The following is a 17,187-nucleotide window of genomic DNA, read 5'->3' on the forward strand; positions in this document are numbered from 1 at the left end:
GCTCAGACGACCTTGGCGCCACGCTCGACCTGTGGTCGCGGCGCGCGCATGCGGCGCATCTGAGAGGCCCGGCCGGCGGCATACAATCCGAGCTTGAACGCGCCTTCGGTGTTGTCCGGGAATTTCGCGTCGACCGCCCTGTTGACCTTGCGCCCCAACAGGATTCCGTCGATCGCCATCACCGCCATCAGCACCAGCATGGCCGGGGAGATGAACAGCTGAACCTTCGGCACGGCGAGCATCACGAAGATCAGGAACAGCGCGGCGGGCATGAACAGCCCGAGCACGTTGCGCCGCGAGTCCACGATGTCGCGCGCATAGCGGCGCACCGGACCTTGGTCGCGGGGCAGCAGGTAGGCCTCTTCACCGGCCATCATCCGCTCGCGCCGATTGTTCATCGCGGCACGGCGTTGCGCCTTGTCCTCCCGCCGTTCCTCCTTGGTCAGGCTGGCGCGCATCTCCTTGCGGCGCTTGCGTGCCTCGCTCGACGTCATCGGCGCCGGGGCTATCGGCCCGCGACGCTTGGCGGAATCACTGCGTTTCGGTGTGGGCTTGCCCTTGGGTGCGGTGGTCCCCGCCGAGGCGGCGGGTTCGTCGACCTCGGCCGGCTCGGCCTTGGCGTCGCCCTCGTCGTTCTTGCGGCCCAGCAGCTTCACGCCTGCCAGGTTACCCTGCAGGAATGCGGGTGCTGATCGCGCCGGACTGTTACGGCGACAGCCTGACCGCCGTCGAGGCCGCCCAGTCCATCGCCGCTGGCTGGGGCCGGGCCCGGCCCTCTGACGAGTTGGTACTGGCTCCGCAGTCCGACGGCGGCCCCGGCTTCATCGGGGTGCTCGCGAGCCGGTTGGGGGAGGTGCGCCGAACCCGGGTGTCCGGCCCGCTGACCGACGTCGTCGACGCCGAATGGGTGTACGACCGCGCGACGTCGACGGCCTACATCGAATGTGCGCAGGCCTGCGGTTTGACGCTGCTGGGCGGCCCACCCACCGCGGACACCGCGATCGCCGCGCACAGCCGAGGGGTGGGCCAGCTGGTCGAGGCCGCGCTGGATGCCGGCGCGGACACCATCGTCGTGGGCCTGGGCGGCAGCTCCTGCACCGACGGCGGGCGTGGACTCATCGAGGCGCTGGGCGGCCTGGCGCAGGCCCGGGACAAAATGGCCGGCGTCGAGCTCATCGTCGCCAGCGACGTCGAACATCCGCTGCTGGGCCCGATGGGTGCGGCGCGGATTTTCGGCCCGCAGAAGGGTGCCGATCCGGCGACCGTGGAGATCCTCGAGCAGCGGATGACGGCATGGGCGGCCAAACTCGACACGCTGGCCCCCGCTTCGGTCAGCCCGCTGCCCGGGGCGGGGGCGGCCGGGGGACTGGGCGCGGCGCTGCTGGCACTGGGTGGCCGGCGCGAGTCCGGAGCCGCCGTCATCGCCGAATACACCGGACTGGCGCGCGACATCGCGGCGGCCGACATGATTGTCACCGGGGAGGGCCGGTTCGACGACCAGTCATTGCACGGCAAGGTGGTCAGCGCCCTGGCCGGTGGTGCGCGGGCCTGGGGCATCCCGGTGCTGGTGCTGGCCGGGCAGGTCACGCTGGAGCCGGCGGTACTCGATGAGGCGGGAATCACGGCCGCCCACGCGATCGCCGACTACGCCGGGTCGGTGCAGGTCGCGATCGACGACGCCGCCAACCAGCTGACCGGGCTGGCCCACCGGACGGCAGCCGGGCTGGCCGGCTGACTCGGGAATAGTGCCGCGACAAGGTACCGTTGACGAGGTAGACATCTGCTTTAAGGGGAGACGCAATGACAGTTTCCGATCAGTCGACCACGACCGAGACCCACGGCGTGACCCTGACCGACGCCGCGGCCGTCAAGGCCAAGTCGCTGTTGGACCAGGAGGGCCGTGACGACCTGGCACTGCGGATCGCCGTACAGCCGGGTGGTTGTGCCGGTCTGCGCTACAACCTGTTCTTCGATGACCGCGCCCTCGACGGTGACCTCACCGTCGAATTCGGCGGCGTCAACCTGACTGTCGATCGGATGAGCGCCCCCTACGTACAGGGCGCCACGATCGATTTCGTCGACACCATCGAGAAGCAGGGCTTCACCATCGACAACCCCAACGCCACCGGGTCGTGCGCCTGCGGCGACTCGTTCAACTGAATCAACGCTCACCGTTCGTCCCGCCAGCGGCCGTCCAGTCAGTACTGGGCGGCCGTTCGCAGTAGATACGAGCAGACCAGCAGCTGATTGCCCTGACGCAGGAGTTGCGCCACGCCCTGCTCGTCGCCGCGGGTACCGCGCGTTGCCGACGCCGATGCCGTCTTCATCGTGAACAACACCTGGGCCTGATAGTTCGACCAGGGCACGATCGCGTCGATCGAGGTCACCTCGGCGCTGGCGAACTGCCTGCGAAACGCGTCACTTGCCAGCTTCGCCAACGCCAGATCCGATTTGCGATCCCTGACGCCGTCGTACATCCCGCACAGGTTGTTGCGCGCGACGGTCTCGGTGTCGCCCTTGGCCAGCGCGGTCAGGTAATTCGAGATGGCGGCCTTGGCCGCGGGCTCGGTGAACCCGCCCGCCGACGTCGTGGTCGGCTCATTGGCCCGGACGATCAGCAGTGCTGCCACGATCGCCGCTACCAGCAGCAACGCCGCCAGGCCCAGCCACAGCGGCCAACGACGACGCGGCGTGGGGTAGGCCGCCGGCGGCGGCAACGCCCCGGGGTAGACGCCGGGGTAGGTACCCGGCGTGGCGGCCACGCCCGGCGGGCCGAACGGCTCCTCGGGGTAAGGCTCGGAATACGGGGCCGGCTGATGTGGCGGCGTCGGGCCAGCCATCGATAAGTCTCCCTGAGGTGCGCGGCGGCCGGAACTTCAAGCACCCGCCGCAGCGGGGCCGATGCCGGGCCATATAGTCGGCTCTTGTACGCAGGCTAGCGCACCGACGCGATATGAACGGACGGCGTCGCCCGGTACGGTTAGCTAGTCCCACTAGTGAATGAAGGGCGGACGCTTCGTGACGATCGCGGTGACCGGGTCCATTGCCACCGACCACCTGATGCGTTTTCCCGGGCGGTTCTCCGAACAACTCCTGGCCGAACACCTGCAGAAGGTGTCGTTGAGCTTCCTGGTCGACGACCTGGTCGTACACCGCGGGGGCGTCGCGGGCAACATGGCCTACGCGATGGGCCTGCTCGGCGGAAATCCGACGCTTGTCGGCGCCGTCGGATCGGACTTCGACGAATACCGGCAGTGGTTGGAAGCTCACGGCGTGGACACCTCCGGCGTTCTGGTGTCGAAAACCGCGTACACCGCGCGATTCGTGTGCACCACCGATGACGATATGGCCCAGATCGCGTCGTTCTACCCGGGCGCGATGTCGGAAGCCCGGGACATCAAGCTCGCCGATGTCGTAGAGCGCAGTGGCGCACCGGAATTGGTGATCATCGGCGCCAACGACCCGGACGCGATGTTCCTGCACACCGAGGAGTGCCGCAAGCTCGGCCTGGCGTTCGCCGCCGATCCCAGCCAACAACTGGCACGGCTCTCCGGTGAGGAGATCCGCCGGCTCATCGACGGCGCCACGTACCTGTTCACCAACGACTACGAGTGGGATCTGCTCCTGCAGAAGTCCGGCTGGTCGGAGGCCGAGGTGATGAGCCAGATACAGCTGCGCATCACCACGCTGGGGCCTAAGGGTGTCGACATCGTCGGCGACGGCACCTTCATCCACGTCGGCGTCGTGCCCGAGACGCAGAAGGACGACCCCACCGGTATCGGTGACGCGTTCCGTGCGGGCTTCCTGACCGGCCGTGGGCTGGGGCTCGGGCTGGATCGCGCCGCGCAGCTCGCGTCGATGGTGGCGACACTCGTGCTGGAGGCACCGGGCCCGCAGGAGTGGACCTGGGACCGCGACGCGGCGATCGCCCGCATCAAGGACGCCTATGGTCCCGAGGCCGCCGAGGAGATCGCCGCCGCATTGACCTAGTCCCCGGGTCGCTTCGCTCCTGCCCGCCGCTGGAGCTGATCCCCGGGTCGCTTCGCTCCTGCCCGCCGCTGGAGCTGATCCCCGGGTCGCTTCGCTCCTGCCCGCCGCTAGAGCTGCACCGGGTAGTGCGGCTCGCTGATCGTCGGCACCACGCTGCGCTCGACGAAAATGGCGTGCCACAGCATGAAGATCAGCACCGTCCACAGCCGGCGGCTGTGATCGCCGTCCCCGGCGCGGTGCGCATCGAGCATGTCGCGCACGGCGGCCACGTCGACGAGATGACCGGCCTGGGAAGCGTCGATCATCCCGTACGCCCAGTCCATCAGCTCGCCTGAGCGCAGCCAGTGCCGGATCGGCACCGGGAAGCCCAGTTTTGCCCGGTTCAGCACGTGCGGCGGCACAATCGGCTCCAGCGCTCGGCGCAGCGCGTACTTGGTGGTCGTGCGGGTGATCTTCTGGGCGAACGGCAGCCGGGAGGCCACCGCGAACACCTCGGGATCCAGGAACGGGACCCGCAACTCCAGCGAATTGGCCATCGTCATCTTGTCGGCTTTGACCAGGATGTCGCCGCGCAGCCAGGTGAACAGATCGATGTGCTGCATCCGGGCGACCGGATCCCAACCGGCCGACTCGGCGTAGATTCCGGCGGTGACGTCCGTATGTGTCCAGGCGGGATCGAACGCCGGCAGCACCGCGCGTAGCTGCTCGTCGGAGAAGCTGCGGGCGTTGCCGTAGTAGCGCTCCTGGAGGGTCAGCGAGCCCCGATGCAGCAGGCCCTTACCGCGCATCCCCTCCGGCAAGGGCCGCGACGCCCGGCCCAGCGACTTGCGGACCGGTCCGGGAAGGTAGTCGAAAGGCTTCAGCGACAAGGGTTCCCGGTAGATCGTGTATCCGCCGAACAGTTCGTCGGCACCCTCGCCGCTCAACACGACCTTCACGTGCTTGCGGGCCTCGCGGGCGATGAAGAACAACGGGACCAGCGCCGGATCGGCCACCGGCTCGTCGAGGTACCAGACGATTTCGGGCAGGGCGGCCACGAACTCGGATTGGCTGACCACCTTGGTCACGTGCCGGGCGCCGATCGCCTCGGCCGACGCGACGGCCACGTCGACCTCGGAGAAGCCTTCCCGCTCGAACCCGGTGGTGAAGGTGATCAGCCGCGGATTGTGCCGGATGGCCAGCGCGGCGATGGCGGTCGAATCGATCCCACCGGACAGGAACGCCCCGACCGTCACGTCGGCGCGCATGTGTTTGGCCACCGAGTCCTCCAGGACCGCGGTGATCTCGTCGTAGCGAGCCTGCTCACCACCCGGGGTGAACCCGGTGGCGCTGAACTTCGGCCGGAAGTAACGGCTGACCTCCGGCTGTTCGCCGGGACGGATCACCGCATAGCTTCCCGATTCGAGCCGGCGGATGCCTCGGTGCAGTGTCTCGGGCTCGGGCACGTACTGCAGCACCGTGTAGTGCTGGACCGCGCGTTCGTCGATGCCCAGGTCGATCCCGATCTGTCCGGCCAGGTCGAGCAGGCACTTCTTCTCGCTGCCGACGGCGGTGCCCCCCGGCCCGGTGGCCATGAACAGCGGCTTGATCCCGAACGGGTCCCGGGCGCAGAACAGTTCCTGGCGCGCGGTGTCCCACAGCGCGAACGCGAACATGCCGCGCAGCCGGCCCAGCGCCTGGGTGCCCCAGTGGTGATACGCGGCCACGATCGCCTCGCCGTCGCCATCGGTGGCGAAGGTCGCGCCGAATTCGGACTGCAGCGCCTCGCGCAACTCGAGGTAGTTGTAGATCTCGCCGTTGAAGACCAGCACGTAGCGGTCGGGCTGATCCGGCGGACCCCAGCGCAACGGCTGGTGGGAGTGGGCGATGTCAATGATGGACAGCCGGTTGAACCCCAGGACCGTCTGCTCGTCGTGCCAGGTACCGGGTTCGTCGGGGCCCCGATGACGCATCAGGTGTGATGCGCCGGCCACCGCGTCGACGATGTCAGCGGAAATGCTGGTTCCGCCACCGATCCCCGGGGCGCTTCGCTCCTGCCCGCCGGGGTCTGTAACCAGGGCCAGCAGTCCACACACCGGGCCTAGTATGCCGCAACCGCACAGCGCCGCCGAACGACGCAGCGCCGACTCGACCACGGAATTGGAGGTGTGTCGGGCTGGCTTCTCAGGTGTGGTCTACGCTGCGTAGTATTCGATTCGCGAAAAGTTCCCGCGATGAGAAAAATGCGGTGTGGGCCGAGCAGTTCGGTGAAACAGGAGGCGCCAACGTGAAGACCCGCGGTTCCCGGTTCCGGGTGCTGGCGCTAGCCGTTACTTTCGGTGCGCTGGCGCTGACCCTCAGCGGGTGCAGCTGGCAGGAAGTGTTCGGTCTGGGCTGGCCCAAGGGCATCACCCCGGAGGCGCACACCAACCGCGAGTTGTGGGTGTGGTCGGTCATCGCCGCCTTGGTCGTCGGCGTCATCGTGTGGGGCCTGACTTTCTGGACGGCGACATTCCACCGTAAGAAGAAGGGTGCCCCCGCTGACGAGGAGCTGCCCCGCCAGTTCGGCTACAACATGCCGCTGGAGTTGGTGCTCACGGTCATCCCGTTCCTGATCATCTCGGTGCTGTTCTACTTCACCGTCGTCGTGCAGGAGAAGATGATGCACCGGGATCCGAATCCCGAGGTCGTCATCGACGTCACGGCGTTCCAGTGGAACTGGAAGTTCGGCTATCAGAAGGTCGATTTCGCCGACGGCACCTTCGAGTACGAGGGCGCGGACCCGGCGCGCAAGGCCGCGATGGTCTCCAAGCCCGAGGGCGTCGACGCCCACGGCGAGGAGCGGGTGGGCGTGGTGCGCGGCCTGAACCCCGAGGATCGCACCTACCTGAACTTCGACAAGATCGAGACGCTGGGCACCAGTAACGAGATCCCGGTCCTGGTCTTACCGGTGGGCAAGCGGATCGAGTTCGAGGTCGCCTCCGCCGACGTCATCCACTCGTTCTGGGTGCCCGAATTCCTGTTCAAGCGCGACGTCTTCCCGAACCCGGAAGCCAACCACACCGAGAACAAGTTCCAGGTCGCCGAGATCACCGAGACCGGCGCGTTCGTCGGGCGGTGCGCCGAGATGTGCGGCACCTATCACTCGATGATGAACTTCGAGGTCCGCGTGGTCTCGGCCAACGACTTCAAGGCCTACCTGCAGCAGCGGATGGCCGGTAAGACCAACGCCGAGGCGCTGCAGTCGATCAACCAGTCACCGGTGGCCATCACCACCCACCCGTTCGACACCCGTCGGGGCCAGCAAGTGATCCCACAGGCGAGCAAGTAGGGGACGAGCAATGCACATTGAAGCCAGGCTCTTCGAAATCCTGACCGCCTTCTTCGTCCTTGCCGCGATTGTCTACGGGACGCTGAGCGCGGTGTTCCAGTACGGCGGTATCGAGTGGGCCGGGACCACGGCACTGGTGCTCACCGCCGGTCTGTCGCTGATCATCGGCACCTTCTTCCGGTTCGTGGCACGTCGTCTCGACACCCGACCCGAGGACTACGAGGAGGCTGAAATCAGCGACGGCGCAGGGGAGTTGGGCTTCTTTGCGCCGCACAGCTGGTGGCCCATCCTGATCGCGCTGTCCTTCTCGACCGCGGCCGTCGGCGCCGCGCTGTGGCTGCCCTGGCTGATCGTGGCCGGTGTGGTCTTCGTGCTGGCGGCGGTCGCCGGACTGGTGTTCGAGTACTACATCGGCCCCGAGAAGCACTGAGCCCGCGGCGAAGGTCACAATCGAGACATCACTTGGCGCCAACGGTGTGCTGCGGCCTACCGGGCCAGCCCGGTTGGGTAGGGTCTTGCCAGGGCAACGGGAGCCGTCGGCACGCTGCGTGCCAGTCCTCGGCCCGCGTGCCGCGGTGATGTAGTCGAAAGAGGACAGGCGAGCATGAGCGGGCCGAATCCGCCGGATGAGGAGTCGGGCGATCGGGGGGAGACCCCCACCGGTACGGGTTTTCAGGCCTACTCCGCGCCGGAGGCCGAGCAGTACACCGCGGGCCCGTTCGTCGCACCCGATCCGGGGCTGTACGACTACGACAGCTATGACGCCGGCACCGAGTTCATCGACGAGGCGCAACCCCCGAAGTGGCCGTGGGTCGTCGGGGTCACCGCGATCGTCGCCGCCATTGCGCTGGTGGTGTCGGTGTCGCTGCTGGTGACCAGTACCGATACCAACAATCTGGCGACTCCGGCGACGACGACGACCGTCAAGCCTCCGCCGGTGCAGGACGAGATCACCACCACTGTGGCGCCGCCGCCACCCCCGCCGCCGACCAGCGAGGAGCCGCCGCCCCCGCCGCCGCCCACCGAGACGGTGACGGTGACGACGGAGCCGCCGCCTCCGCCGCCCCCGCCGGCAACGACGGAGGCTCCACCACCGGTGACCACCACGACGCCCCCGCCGCCCCCGACCACCCCGACGACGCCGGCCGGTCCGCGTCAGGTGACGTATTCGGTCACCGGGACCAAGGCTCCCGGTGACATCATCTCGGTGACCTACGTCGATGCGTCGGGCCGTCAGCGTACACAGCGGAATGTCTACATTCCGTGGTCGCTGACGGTGACGCCGATCTCCCAGTCCGATGTCGGCTCGGTACAGGCGTCGAGCCTGTTCCTGGTCAGCAAGTTGAATTGTTCGATCACTACCAGCGACGGAGTTGTGTTGTCGTCCAATCAGAACAACGCCGCGCAGACTAGTTGCTGATGGCGCGCGAAACGGAGCTCCCGCTGGCCGGGGAGACAGATGACGACCGGCGATCACCGGAGACGGTGGACCGTCTGCTGGTCGGTGTGTGCGGTGCGATCTGGCTGGTGCTACTGGCCGTAACGGTTATCGCGATCGTCGCGTTGGTCGACATGAGCCGTGGCCGCACCGTGGGCGGCGACGGGCCGCACACCCCCTGGCTGCTCTACAGCATCATCATCGTGTCGGCGCTGATCATCGTCGGCGCGATTCCGCTGTTGATCCGCGCCCGGCGCACCGCGCTGGCCGACGCCCGGGTGACGACCTCGGAGGCGGCCAAGCCGCCGGGCCCACAACGCCCCGCCGGGGCCCCGGTGGCCCCTGTCCGCGGGACGGAGCCGCCGACTGAGAAGCTGAAGGTGTTCGGCGCGACGGTGGACCCGTACGAGCGGTATCAGCCCGATTTCGCGCAGTCCTCGGCGTCGCGCCGAGCCGATCCGCTGATTCCGGCCACCGAACTGGACCGGCTCTGGCTGCGTGCGACGGTCATGCTGGCCGGTGCGATCGGCTTAGCGCTGGTCGGGGTGTCGACCGCAACCTACCTGCTGGCGGTGGGTAGCGACACCCCGGCCTGGGTGGCGCTCGGGCTGGCCGCCATCATCACCGTCGCGATGCCGGCGATCCCGGTGACCTACCTGCGCCAGTTGCACGGTGCGGTAGAGGAGAGCGTGCCGGCCGACTAGACGATCGATCCTGCGGTGAGAGCGCGACTGCCCGCTGGCAACACGATCGGTGCGCAGACTCGATTGCCGATACATACGAAAAGAACCCCGGGCCGCAAGGCCCGGGGTTCTTTTCGTATCACTGCCTAGTGCTGGCCGTTGCCACTTCCGTTGCCGTCGGTCTCGCCGTCCTGCCATTCGCGCAGTGCGGTGAGAGCACGGTGCTCGGAGGCATGGGCGGCCTCGTTGAGCGCGGCATCCTCGGATGCCGGGTCCGCTGTCAGGAAGCTGCCGTGGCCGGGCTTGCCGCCCGAACCCAGCTTGTTCATCCGTTTGGGCAACGCCGTCCCCTGGTATTCCAGCGGGATCGGGTGGCCATGGTCGTCGACCGGTCCGAGCGGCTGATGCAGCTCGATGTAGGCGCCGTGCGGCAACCGCTTGATGATGCCGGTCTCGATGCCGTGCTCGAGCACGTCGCGGTCGCTGCGCTGCAGGCCGACCGCCCACCGGTAGGTGATGAAGAACACCAGCGGCGGCAACACCACCGAGGCGATACGCCCGATCCACGTCGTCGCGTTCAGCGAGATGTGGAACTTCAGCGCGATGATGTCGTTCATCGCACTCAGCGTCCACACCATGTACAGCGCGATCGCCATCGCGCCGATCGCGGTGCGCGTCGGAGCGTCACGCGGACGCTGCAACAGGTTGTGGTGCGCGGTGTCCCCGGTGAACTTCTTCTCCAGGAACGGATAGGCGATCAGCAGGCCGAACACCAGGCCCATCACCATCGCGACCCAGAAGCCGACCGGCACGGTGTGGTGCCAGAAGTACAACTCCCACGGCGGGAAGATACGGGCCAGGCCCTCGGTCCACATCATGTAGAAGTCGGGCTGGCTGCCGGCCGAGACGTGCGAGGGTTTGTAGGGGCCGAGCTGCCAGATCGGGTTGATCTGCAGCAGGCCGCCCATCAGACCGAGGAGGCCGGTCGTGATCGCGAAGAACGCACCCGACTTCACCGCAAACACCGGCATGACCCGCACGCCGACGACGTTCTTCTCGGTGCGCCCCGGGCCGGGGAACTGGGTGTGCTTCTGGAACCACACCATGCCCATGTGGAGACCGATGAGCGCCAGGATGATTCCGGGGATCAGCAGGATGTGCAGGGCGTACATGCGCGGGATGATGATCCCGACCGCGTTGCACTGGTAACCGAGGCCACCACAGGGGAAGTCACCGCCGAACAGCGCCCAGTGCATCCACGTTCCGATCAGCGGGATGCCGAGCGTGATCGACGACAGCGCGGCGCGCAGCCCGATACCGGACAGCAGGTCATCGGGCAGCGAGTAGCCGAAGTAGCCCTCGAACATGGCCAGGATCAGCAGCAGCGAGCCGATCACCCAGTTCGCCTCGCGGGGCCGGCGGAACGCACCGGTGAAGAAGATGCGCGCCAAGTGCACCATGATCGCCGCGGCGAACAGCAGTGCGGCCCAGTGGTGGACCTGCCGCACGAACAGGCCGCCGCGGACCTCGAAGCTGATGTCGAGGGTGGAGGCATAGGCCTTCGACATCTCGATGCCGCGAAGCGGTTGGTAGACACCCTGATACGTCACTTCGGACATCGACGGGTCGAAGAACAGCGTCAGGTACACACCGGTGATCAGCAGGATGACGAAGCTGTACAGGGCGATCTCACCGAGCAGGAATGACCAGTGGGTAGGGAAGACCTTGTTCAGCTGACGCCGTACCGCCGCCGACGGGTGGTAGCGCGAGTCGATTTCATCGCCCTGCTTGGCCAGGGCATCACCGATTTTCGGGCTCATGATGTGCGCTCCCAGAATGCCGGTCCGACGGGTTCGATGAAGTCGCCGTTGGCGACCAGATACCCGTCCTGGTCGATGGTGATAGGCAGCTGTGCAAGTGCGCGCGCCGCGGGCCCGAAGATCGGCTTGGCGAAATGCAGTGCGTCGAACTGCGATTGGTGGCACGGGCACAGGATGCGGTAGGTCTGCTGCTCGTACAGCGAGGCCGGGCACCCGAGGTGCGAGCACACCTTGGTGTAGGCGAACAGGTCACCGAAGTTGAAGCTCTCCTGACCCTGTCGCTTGACCACCTTGGCCATGTCCACCGGCTTGATGCGGATCAGCATCACCGGGTTGCGCACGCCCATCGAGATGGCGCTGAGTCGATGGTGGCTCTCGACCGTGGTGCCGTCGCCGTCGGATTCCCGCCACGGGAACACCGTCAGCATGCCGCCCGCGTCGATGTCCTCCGGACGCACCTTGATCAACGGCGGGCCGTCCATCGCGCCGGTGGCACTGGCCAGGAAGATCGTCTCGCCCGTGTACCGGGGCGTCCAGCCTGACGTCCACAACACCGCCTTCTTGCCATCGGCGGTGGGAACCACGGGCTTCCACGGATTCTTGATCAAGCCGCCGATGAAGGCCACCAGGGTGCCCGCCCCGAAGGCGCCGAGCCCGATCCCCAGTGACATCCCGATCAACTTGCGGCGCTTGACCGTCGAGCCCTCGAGTGCGTCGGTGAGGTTGGCCGCCACGGTCTTGCGCTGGAGCTCCGGGCTGGCGCCGTCATGGCGCTCCTGGACCGAGATCTCCTCGGGAATGAACTTCTTCTGATAGAGCACCGCGCCGATGCCGATCGCCAGGATCGACAGCCCGAAGGTCAGCCCGTACAGCGGGGTGGCGAACTCGGCCAGCGAAAACGCGTTGCTGCCATCCCACTCCCACGGCCAGAACAGGAACACCAGCAGCAGTGCCAGGCCACTCAGGCCGCCGATCAGCAGCCAGATCGCGACCAGGCGCTCGGCCCGCTTCTCGGCCTTGGTGCCCTCAACCGGCCAGCGCGGCTCCTTGAGGATGGTCTCGACCCCGTCGATCCTGCCCCCGAGTTCGACCAGTTCCTCCCGCGACATCGCCGCGAGCTGCTCGTCACTCGGCTGGTTCACTTCGTCACTCATGAGCGCGCCCCAATCCACAGCGCCGCCGCGATGGCGGCCACCATGCCGACGATCCAGATCACCATGCCCTCCGAGGTCGGTCCGAACCCGCCAAGGCCGTACCCACCGGGGTCGGGTGCGTGTGAGGCCAGCCGGACGTAGGCGACGATGTCCCGCTTCTCCTCCGGCGAGATCTCGCGGTCGGAGAACTTCGGCATGTTCTGCGGACCGCTCAGCATCGCGGTGTAGATCTGGGCCGGGGTGGCTTTGTCCAGCGGTGGCGCGTACTTGCCGGAGGACAGCGCGCCGCCCTTACCGGTGAAGTTGTGGCACGACGCGCAGTTGAGCCGGAAGAGGTCACTGCCGCGGGCGACGTTGTTGCCCAGCAGCGAGTGGTCGGCGACCTGGCCGTTGGCGTCGCGCGGGACCAGCGGTCCGCCGCCGTTGGCCTGGACGTAGGCGCCCAGCGCATCGATCTGGGCCTCGTCGAAGATGGGTTTCTTCTGCGGGGCCTGGGCGCTCTGGCTCATCGCCGGCATACGCCCGGTGGAGACCTGGAAGTACACCGCGGCCTCACCGACGCCGACCAGGCTGGGGCCGCGGCCCTGCACACCCTGCAGATTGGCACCGTGGCAGGTGACGCACGAGGTCTCGAACAACTCCTTGCCGGTACGCAACAGCGCCGACTGCGATTCGTCGGCCACCGCGACCTGCGGAGTGGGCGTCAGCGTGGCGGCGAGGCCGCCGGCGACACCGAGGCCAACCACCAGCAACACCGCGCCCGTCAGGCGGCGACGAAGTCGGCGACGCGACTTGTCGCTCATCGGAGCCACCCGCGCCGATCTCTTGAGCATCGAACCCCTTCTCATCAACGGATGAAGTAGATCGTCGCGAACAGGGCGATCCACACGATGTCGACGAAGTGCCAGTAGTAGGACACGACGATCGCGGCGGTCGCCTGAGCGGGCGTGAACTTGCTCATCGTCGTGCGCAGGAGAAGCAGAATGAAGGCGACCAGACCGCCGATGACGTGCAGGCCGTGGAAACCGGTGGCGAGGTAGAAGACGCTGCCGTAGGCGCTGCCCGGGATGGTCGTGCCATGGGTGACCAGGTGGTAGTACTCGTAGCCCTGACCGGCGACGAAGAAGGCGCCCATCAGGAACGTGATCACATACCAGCGGCGCAGCCCGTAAACGTCACCGCGCTCGGCGGCGAACACCCCCATCTGGCAGGTGAACGACGACGCGATCAGCACCAGCGTCACCGGAACCGCCTGATACAGGTTCAGTTCCGTCGGCGGCGGCGGCCATGCCCCACCGGCCTGAGCACGGGCAGTGAAGTACATCGCGAACAGTCCAGCAAAGAACATCAGTTCACTGGAAAGCCACACGATGGTGCCAACACTGACCATGTTCGGCCGGTTCAGCGAATGTACGCGCGATGTGATCGCAGTTCCCGAGGTGCCAACAGCGCTCGTCACATCAAGAAGTATGACGCTTTGTAGTTGTTGAGGTACAGCCAGGGGGCGAATTAGTCATAACTGTCGGCGAACCGGCCTGTGGAGTTCCCCGGTGGCATGGGAATATCGGCGCGTGACTCAGCCTGTTTCCCAACCCGGTCCCGGCTCGCCGAACTCGTCATGGCCGCAGGTCCTGGACCGGTTGACGGCCAGCAAGGAACTCGAACCGGGGCAGGCGAGCTGGGCGATGGATCAGATCATGACCGGGCTCGCGACCCCGGCGCAGATCGCCGCCTTCGGCGTGTCGATGAAAATGAAGCGACCGACCCCGGCCGAGGTGCGCGAGTTGGCCGACACGATGCTCCACTACGCGCGGATGGTGCCCACCGATGTGATCGGCACCGACACCGTCGACATCGTCGGCACCGGGGGCGATCGCGCCAACACGGTGAACCTGTCCACGATGGCCGCGATCGTCGTCGCGGCCGCCGGGGTGCCGGTGGTCAAACACGGCAACCGCGCGGCCTCGTCGAAGAGCGGCGGGGCGGACATGCTCGAGGCGCTCGGCGTGCGCATCGACCTCGGTCCCGACGAGGTGGCCCGCAGCGTGGCCGAGGTGGGTATCGGATTCTGCTTCGCGCCGGTGTTCCACCCGTCCTACAAGTTCGCCGGACCTCCGCGCCGCGAGATCGGTGTGCCGACGGTCTTCAATCTGCTTGGGCCGCTCACCAATCCGGCCAGCCCCCGGGCGGGCCTGATCGGTTGCGCCTTCGACGATCTGGCCGAGGTGATGGCCGGGGTGTTCGCGGCACGGCGCTGCAGCGTGCTCGTGGTCCACGGTGATGACGGACTCGACGAGCTGACCACCACGACCACCAGCACCATCTGGCGTGTGCAGGCGGGCACCATCGACAAGCTGACCTTTGACCCGCTGGGGTTCGGCTTCCCGCGGGCCCGCATCGAGGAGTTGGTCGGTGGGGAGGCGCAGCAGAACGCTCAGGAGGCGCGCGACGTGCTGGGCGGGGCCCAGGGAGCGGTCCGCGACGCGGTGATCCTCAACGCGGCGGGGGCGATGGTCGCCCACAGCGGGCTATCCAGCCACGCCGAATGGCTGCCGTCCTGGGAGACCGGGCTGGCCCGCGCTGCCGAGGCGATCGACTCCGGCGCTGCCGAACAGCTCCTGGCGCGTTGGGTGCGGTTCACGCAGCAGCTCTGAGGCCAGCTGGTCGGCCGCGAGCCGGGCCGATCGTGCCGCCGCGGCCCACTGCGCCCAGGGGCCCGCTGAGTGTAGTGGTGACACCAGACCTGTTGTGGCGCTGACGATTCGCACGCCAGGAGCAGTGAGCCACCGTGCGATCAAGGCGGTCTCTTCGACCAGCGCGCCGCCCAGGGGCTTCGGCCGGGGGAGGATGGTCTGGGCGCCGGCCTGTAGGGCTTCGATCACCGGCATCGGGGGAACGCCGCGCCGGGCCAGTCCGCCGGCGGCGAGCTGCCCGTGGCGGAGCACTGCCAGCTGCCAGCCCCCTGCGCCGTCCGGTGCGGCGGCCACCAGTTCTTCGACGGCGGTCAGCGCCCGCAGACGCTGGCCGCGCCACAGCACGTCGAGGGTCGCGGCGATGTGGTCGCGCAGTCGCGCCGCACTTTCGTAGCGGGACTTCCCGGCCAGCTCCGCCACGCGCTGCACCGCGGCCGCGATGGCGCCGTTGTCCAGCCCGTCGATGAGGGCCGCGGCCCGCCGCGGCGCGGGCGCGTAGTCGGCGGCGGCCACACCCCGCGGCGCGGGGCACGGCGAGACCTCGCGCTCGGGGCAGGCCGGCCCGTGTTCTCCCGCGCGCCTGATGCGGGCCGTGCAGGTGCGCACACCGGTGAACCGGGCCACCAGGTCGGCGGTGTCGACGGCAACGGCCCGTGACCGGAACGGGCCGATCACCCGGTCGTGGCGCGGTTCGCGAACCACCGCGAGCCGCGGGAACGCCTCGTCGGTCAGCGTCACCCACCACCAACGGTGTGGGAAACGCGAGCGGCGGTTGTAGGGCGGCGCGTGCGCGGCGAGTAGCCGCAGCTCGCGCACCCCGGCCTCGAGCGGATGGGCGCACTCGACGTGGTCGACCGCAGTGGCTAGGCCCACCATCTCTTTCATCCGCCCGCGCGGATCGGCGCCGGTGAAGTACTGGCCCACGCGGCGGCGGAGATCGGTGGCGGTGCCGATGTAGAGCACCTCGCCCCCCGCCCCGCGAAACAGGTACACCCCCGGCCGGCGCGGCAGGTTGCGGGCCAGGACCCGCTTGCCGCGCTGGGCGTTGGAGATGTTGGGTAGGTATCCGCGCAGGTCGGTGTAGGTGTGCACGCCCTGGTTCCCGACCCGTTCGATCAGCGCGTGCAGCACGTCGACGGTGGCGCGGGCGTCGTCGAGGGCACGGTGGGTCGGCTTGGTGGCGGAGCCGACGAGTGCGGCCAGCGTGGCCAGTCGCACGCTGGGCGCCTCCTCACGGGTGAGTACCCGGCGGGCCAGTCGCACCGTGCACAGCACCGGCGGGCGCGGCCAACAGATGCCGCATTGTTCGGCCGCCGAGCGCAGGAAGCCGATGTCGAAGCCGGCGTTGTGGGCGACAAGCACTGCGCCGCGGGCGAACTCGAGGAACATCGGCAGCACCGTGGCGATGGTGGGCGCGTCGCGCACCATCGCGGTGGTGATACCGGTCAGCTGGACGATCTGCGGCGGGATGGACCGCTGCGGGTCGACCAGGGTGGCGAACTCGCCGAGCACCTCGCCGCCGCGGACCTTGACCGCGCCGATCTCGGTGATGGCATCACGGGACCCGTCGGCCGAGGCGTTGGCCCGCCCGCCGGTGGTCTCCAGGTCGACGACGACGAACGTGGTCTCCCGCAACGACAGGTCGGCCGCCGGGTCGACGTCGGCGAAGCTCAGCTGCGCGTCAGTCGATGGTCCCGGCACAGCCCTTGACGGTAATCACCCCCACCGACAGGCGCCGGACCTGTCGGTGGCTGGAGTTAGCGTGCGCCTGACACGAACAGAGGAGACCAGAGATGGGAACGGACCCAGCCGAACCGGTCGTCATCGACTGCGACGACTGTGCGGTGCGCGGGCCGGGCTGCCGCGACTGCGTGGTGAGCGTGTTGCTCGGTGTGCCGGAGACTTTGCTGGAAGACGAGCGTGCGGCACTGGAGGTGCTTGCCGAGGCGGGGCTGGCACCCCGGTTGCGGCTGGTGCCGATTCACCGGCACGGGGGGCCGGGTCTGGCGAGCTAGGGGCCTGATAGGTTGGTTGGCAGGTTGTGACTGGTGGGGCTGATGCGGCTGAGAGTTGCTTGAGAACTGTGTTCTCCGTTGGAC

Annotated in this window: 16 protein-coding genes and 1 pseudogene; 9 read left to right on the forward strand and 8 right to left on the reverse strand. The window is 67.9% G+C overall.

Annotated elements, in window-relative coordinates; genetic code table 11:
* Positions 1 to 2: 2 nt before the first annotated feature.
* The gene (locus ORI27_RS23775) at positions 3 to 656 is read right to left on the reverse strand and encodes a DUF3043 domain-containing protein (protein WP_265999531.1); all 654 of its coding nucleotides are present in this window, start codon (positions 654 to 656) and stop codon (positions 3 to 5) included.
* A gap of 23 nt (positions 657 to 679) precedes the next feature.
* Between ORI27_RS23775 and ORI27_RS23780 the strand changes: the two genes are divergently transcribed.
* A complete protein-coding gene (locus tag ORI27_RS23780; protein WP_265999532.1) occupies positions 680 to 1,735 on the forward strand; it encodes a glycerate kinase family protein in 1,056 nt (351 codons plus the stop codon).
* A 65-nt stretch (positions 1,736 to 1,800) separates the two neighbouring features.
* A complete protein-coding gene (locus ORI27_RS23785; protein WP_265999533.1) occupies positions 1,801 to 2,160 on the forward strand; it encodes a HesB/IscA family protein in 360 nt (119 codons plus the stop codon).
* 38 nt (positions 2,161 to 2,198) lie between these two features.
* Here the strand turns inward: ORI27_RS23785 and ORI27_RS23790 are convergent, their stop codons facing one another.
* Entirely contained in the window at positions 2,199 to 2,840 is a 642-nt protein-coding gene (locus ORI27_RS23790; protein WP_265999534.1) for an Rv0361 family membrane protein, read from the reverse strand.
* A gap of 178 nt (positions 2,841 to 3,018) precedes the next feature.
* On the opposite strand from ORI27_RS23790, the gene ORI27_RS23795 reads away from it, so the two are divergent.
* Positions 3,019 to 3,990: a carbohydrate kinase family protein gene (locus tag ORI27_RS23795; RefSeq protein WP_265999535.1), complete on the forward strand. Its 972-nt coding sequence runs from the start codon at positions 3,019 to 3,021 to the stop codon at positions 3,988 to 3,990.
* A gap of 107 nt (positions 3,991 to 4,097) precedes the next feature.
* Here the strand turns inward: ORI27_RS23795 and asnB are convergent, their stop codons facing one another.
* A complete protein-coding gene (asnB, locus tag ORI27_RS23800; RefSeq protein ID WP_407666410.1) occupies positions 4,098 to 6,065 on the reverse strand; it encodes an asparagine synthase (glutamine-hydrolyzing) in 1,968 nt (655 codons plus the stop codon).
* A gap of 152 nt (positions 6,066 to 6,217) precedes the next feature.
* Here asnB and ctaC point away from each other — a divergent pair, with 152 nt between their 5' ends.
* From ctaC to ORI27_RS23820, 4 genes are all read left to right on the forward strand, one after another.
* On the forward strand, positions 6,218 to 7,300 hold the full coding sequence (gene ctaC / locus ORI27_RS23805) for an aa3-type cytochrome oxidase subunit II (RefSeq protein WP_407666411.1): 1,083 nt from the start codon (positions 6,218 to 6,220) through the stop codon (positions 7,298 to 7,300).
* A gap of 10 nt (positions 7,301 to 7,310) precedes the next feature.
* A complete protein-coding gene (locus tag ORI27_RS23810; RefSeq protein ID WP_265999537.1) occupies positions 7,311 to 7,730 on the forward strand; it encodes a cytochrome c oxidase subunit 4 in 420 nt (139 codons plus the stop codon).
* 174 nt (positions 7,731 to 7,904) lie between these two features.
* A complete protein-coding gene (locus ORI27_RS23815) occupies positions 7,905 to 8,720 on the forward strand; it encodes an MmpS family transport accessory protein (RefSeq protein WP_265999538.1) in 816 nt (271 codons plus the stop codon).
* A complete protein-coding gene (locus ORI27_RS23820; protein WP_265999539.1) occupies positions 8,720 to 9,442 on the forward strand; it encodes a DUF2561 family protein in 723 nt (240 codons plus the stop codon). The genes ORI27_RS23815 and ORI27_RS23820 overlap by 1 nt, the downstream gene beginning before the upstream one ends.
* 125 nt (positions 9,443 to 9,567) lie before the next feature.
* Here ORI27_RS23820 and qcrB read toward each other — a convergent pair whose 3' ends face one another.
* The 4 genes from qcrB to ctaE are packed head-to-tail and all read right to left on the reverse strand — an operon-like array spanning position 9,568 to position 13,854.
* Complete coding sequence (gene qcrB, locus ORI27_RS23825; RefSeq protein ID WP_265999540.1) at positions 9,568 to 11,241, reverse strand: cytochrome bc1 complex cytochrome b subunit; 1,674 nt, start codon at positions 11,239 to 11,241, stop codon at positions 9,568 to 9,570.
* Positions 11,238 to 12,395, reverse strand: a complete 1,158-nt coding sequence (gene qcrA / locus ORI27_RS23830) for a cytochrome bc1 complex Rieske iron-sulfur subunit (RefSeq protein ID WP_265999541.1) — start codon at positions 12,393 to 12,395, stop codon at positions 11,238 to 11,240. Before qcrA ends, qcrB begins: the two co-directional genes overlap by 4 nt.
* Positions 12,392 to 13,243 carry a cytochrome bc1 complex diheme cytochrome c subunit gene (gene qcrC / locus ORI27_RS23835; RefSeq protein ID WP_407666412.1) on the reverse strand — a complete coding sequence of 284 codons (852 nt, stop codon included), beginning with the start codon at positions 13,241 to 13,243 and terminating at the stop codon, positions 12,392 to 12,394. The genes qcrA and qcrC overlap by 4 nt, the downstream gene beginning before the upstream one ends.
* The gene (gene ctaE / locus ORI27_RS23840; protein WP_265999543.1) at positions 13,243 to 13,854 is read right to left on the reverse strand and encodes an aa3-type cytochrome oxidase subunit III; all 612 of its coding nucleotides are present in this window, start codon (positions 13,852 to 13,854) and stop codon (positions 13,243 to 13,245) included. The genes qcrC and ctaE overlap by 1 nt, the downstream gene beginning before the upstream one ends.
* Before the next feature lie 112 nt (positions 13,855 to 13,966).
* On the opposite strand from ctaE, the gene trpD reads away from it, so the two are divergent.
* Positions 13,967 to 15,049: an anthranilate phosphoribosyltransferase gene (gene trpD, locus ORI27_RS23845; RefSeq protein ID WP_265999544.1), complete on the forward strand. Its 1,083-nt coding sequence runs from the start codon at positions 13,967 to 13,969 to the stop codon at positions 15,047 to 15,049.
* Here the strand turns inward: trpD and ORI27_RS23850 are convergent.
* Positions 14,987 to 16,789: pseudogene (locus tag ORI27_RS23850) on the reverse strand (DEDD exonuclease domain-containing protein); the annotation flags it as partial. The gene trpD and the pseudogene ORI27_RS23850 overlap by 63 nt on opposite strands.
* Positions 16,790 to 16,881: 92 nt before the next feature.
* Between ORI27_RS23850 and ORI27_RS23855 the strand changes: the two are divergent.
* Positions 16,882 to 17,103 (forward strand): hypothetical protein, encoded by a 222-nt coding sequence (locus ORI27_RS23855; RefSeq protein ID WP_265999545.1) that lies wholly within the window; start codon positions 16,882 to 16,884, stop codon positions 17,101 to 17,103.
* Positions 17,104 to 17,187: the final 84 nt, after the last annotated feature.

The organism is Mycobacterium pinniadriaticum (genome assembly GCF_026242045.1).
Classification (GTDB): Bacteria; Actinomycetota; Actinomycetes; order Mycobacteriales; family Mycobacteriaceae; genus Mycobacterium; species Mycobacterium pinniadriaticum.

Excerpts from the sequence above, each read along its gene's own strand:
- ORI27_RS23810 (WP_265999537.1), top strand. The coding sequence starts at position 7,311 with ATGCACATTGAAGCCAGGCTCTTCGAAATCCTGACCGCCTTCTTCGTC.
- qcrC (WP_407666412.1), bottom strand. The coding sequence starts at position 13,243 with ATGAGAAGGGGTTCGATGCTCAAGAGATCGGCGCGGGTGGCTCCGATG.
- qcrB (WP_265999540.1), bottom strand. The coding sequence starts at position 11,241 with ATGAGCCCGAAAATCGGTGATGCCCTGGCCAAGCAGGGCGATGAAATC.
- qcrA (WP_265999541.1), bottom strand. The coding sequence starts at position 12,395 with ATGAGTGACGAAGTGAACCAGCCGAGTGACGAGCAGCTCGCGGCGATG.
- ORI27_RS23855 (WP_265999545.1), top strand. The coding sequence starts at position 16,882 with ATGGGAACGGACCCAGCCGAACCGGTCGTCATCGACTGCGACGACTGT.
- ORI27_RS23785 (WP_265999533.1), top strand. The coding sequence starts at position 1,801 with ATGACAGTTTCCGATCAGTCGACCACGACCGAGACCCACGGCGTGACC.
- ORI27_RS23790 (WP_265999534.1), bottom strand. The coding sequence starts at position 2,840 with ATGGCTGGCCCGACGCCGCCACATCAGCCGGCCCCGTATTCCGAGCCT.
- ORI27_RS23815 (WP_265999538.1), top strand. The coding sequence starts at position 7,905 with ATGAGCGGGCCGAATCCGCCGGATGAGGAGTCGGGCGATCGGGGGGAG.
- ORI27_RS23780 (WP_265999532.1), top strand. The coding sequence starts at position 680 with ATGCGGGTGCTGATCGCGCCGGACTGTTACGGCGACAGCCTGACCGCC.
- ORI27_RS23820 (WP_265999539.1), top strand. The coding sequence starts at position 8,720 with ATGGCGCGCGAAACGGAGCTCCCGCTGGCCGGGGAGACAGATGACGAC.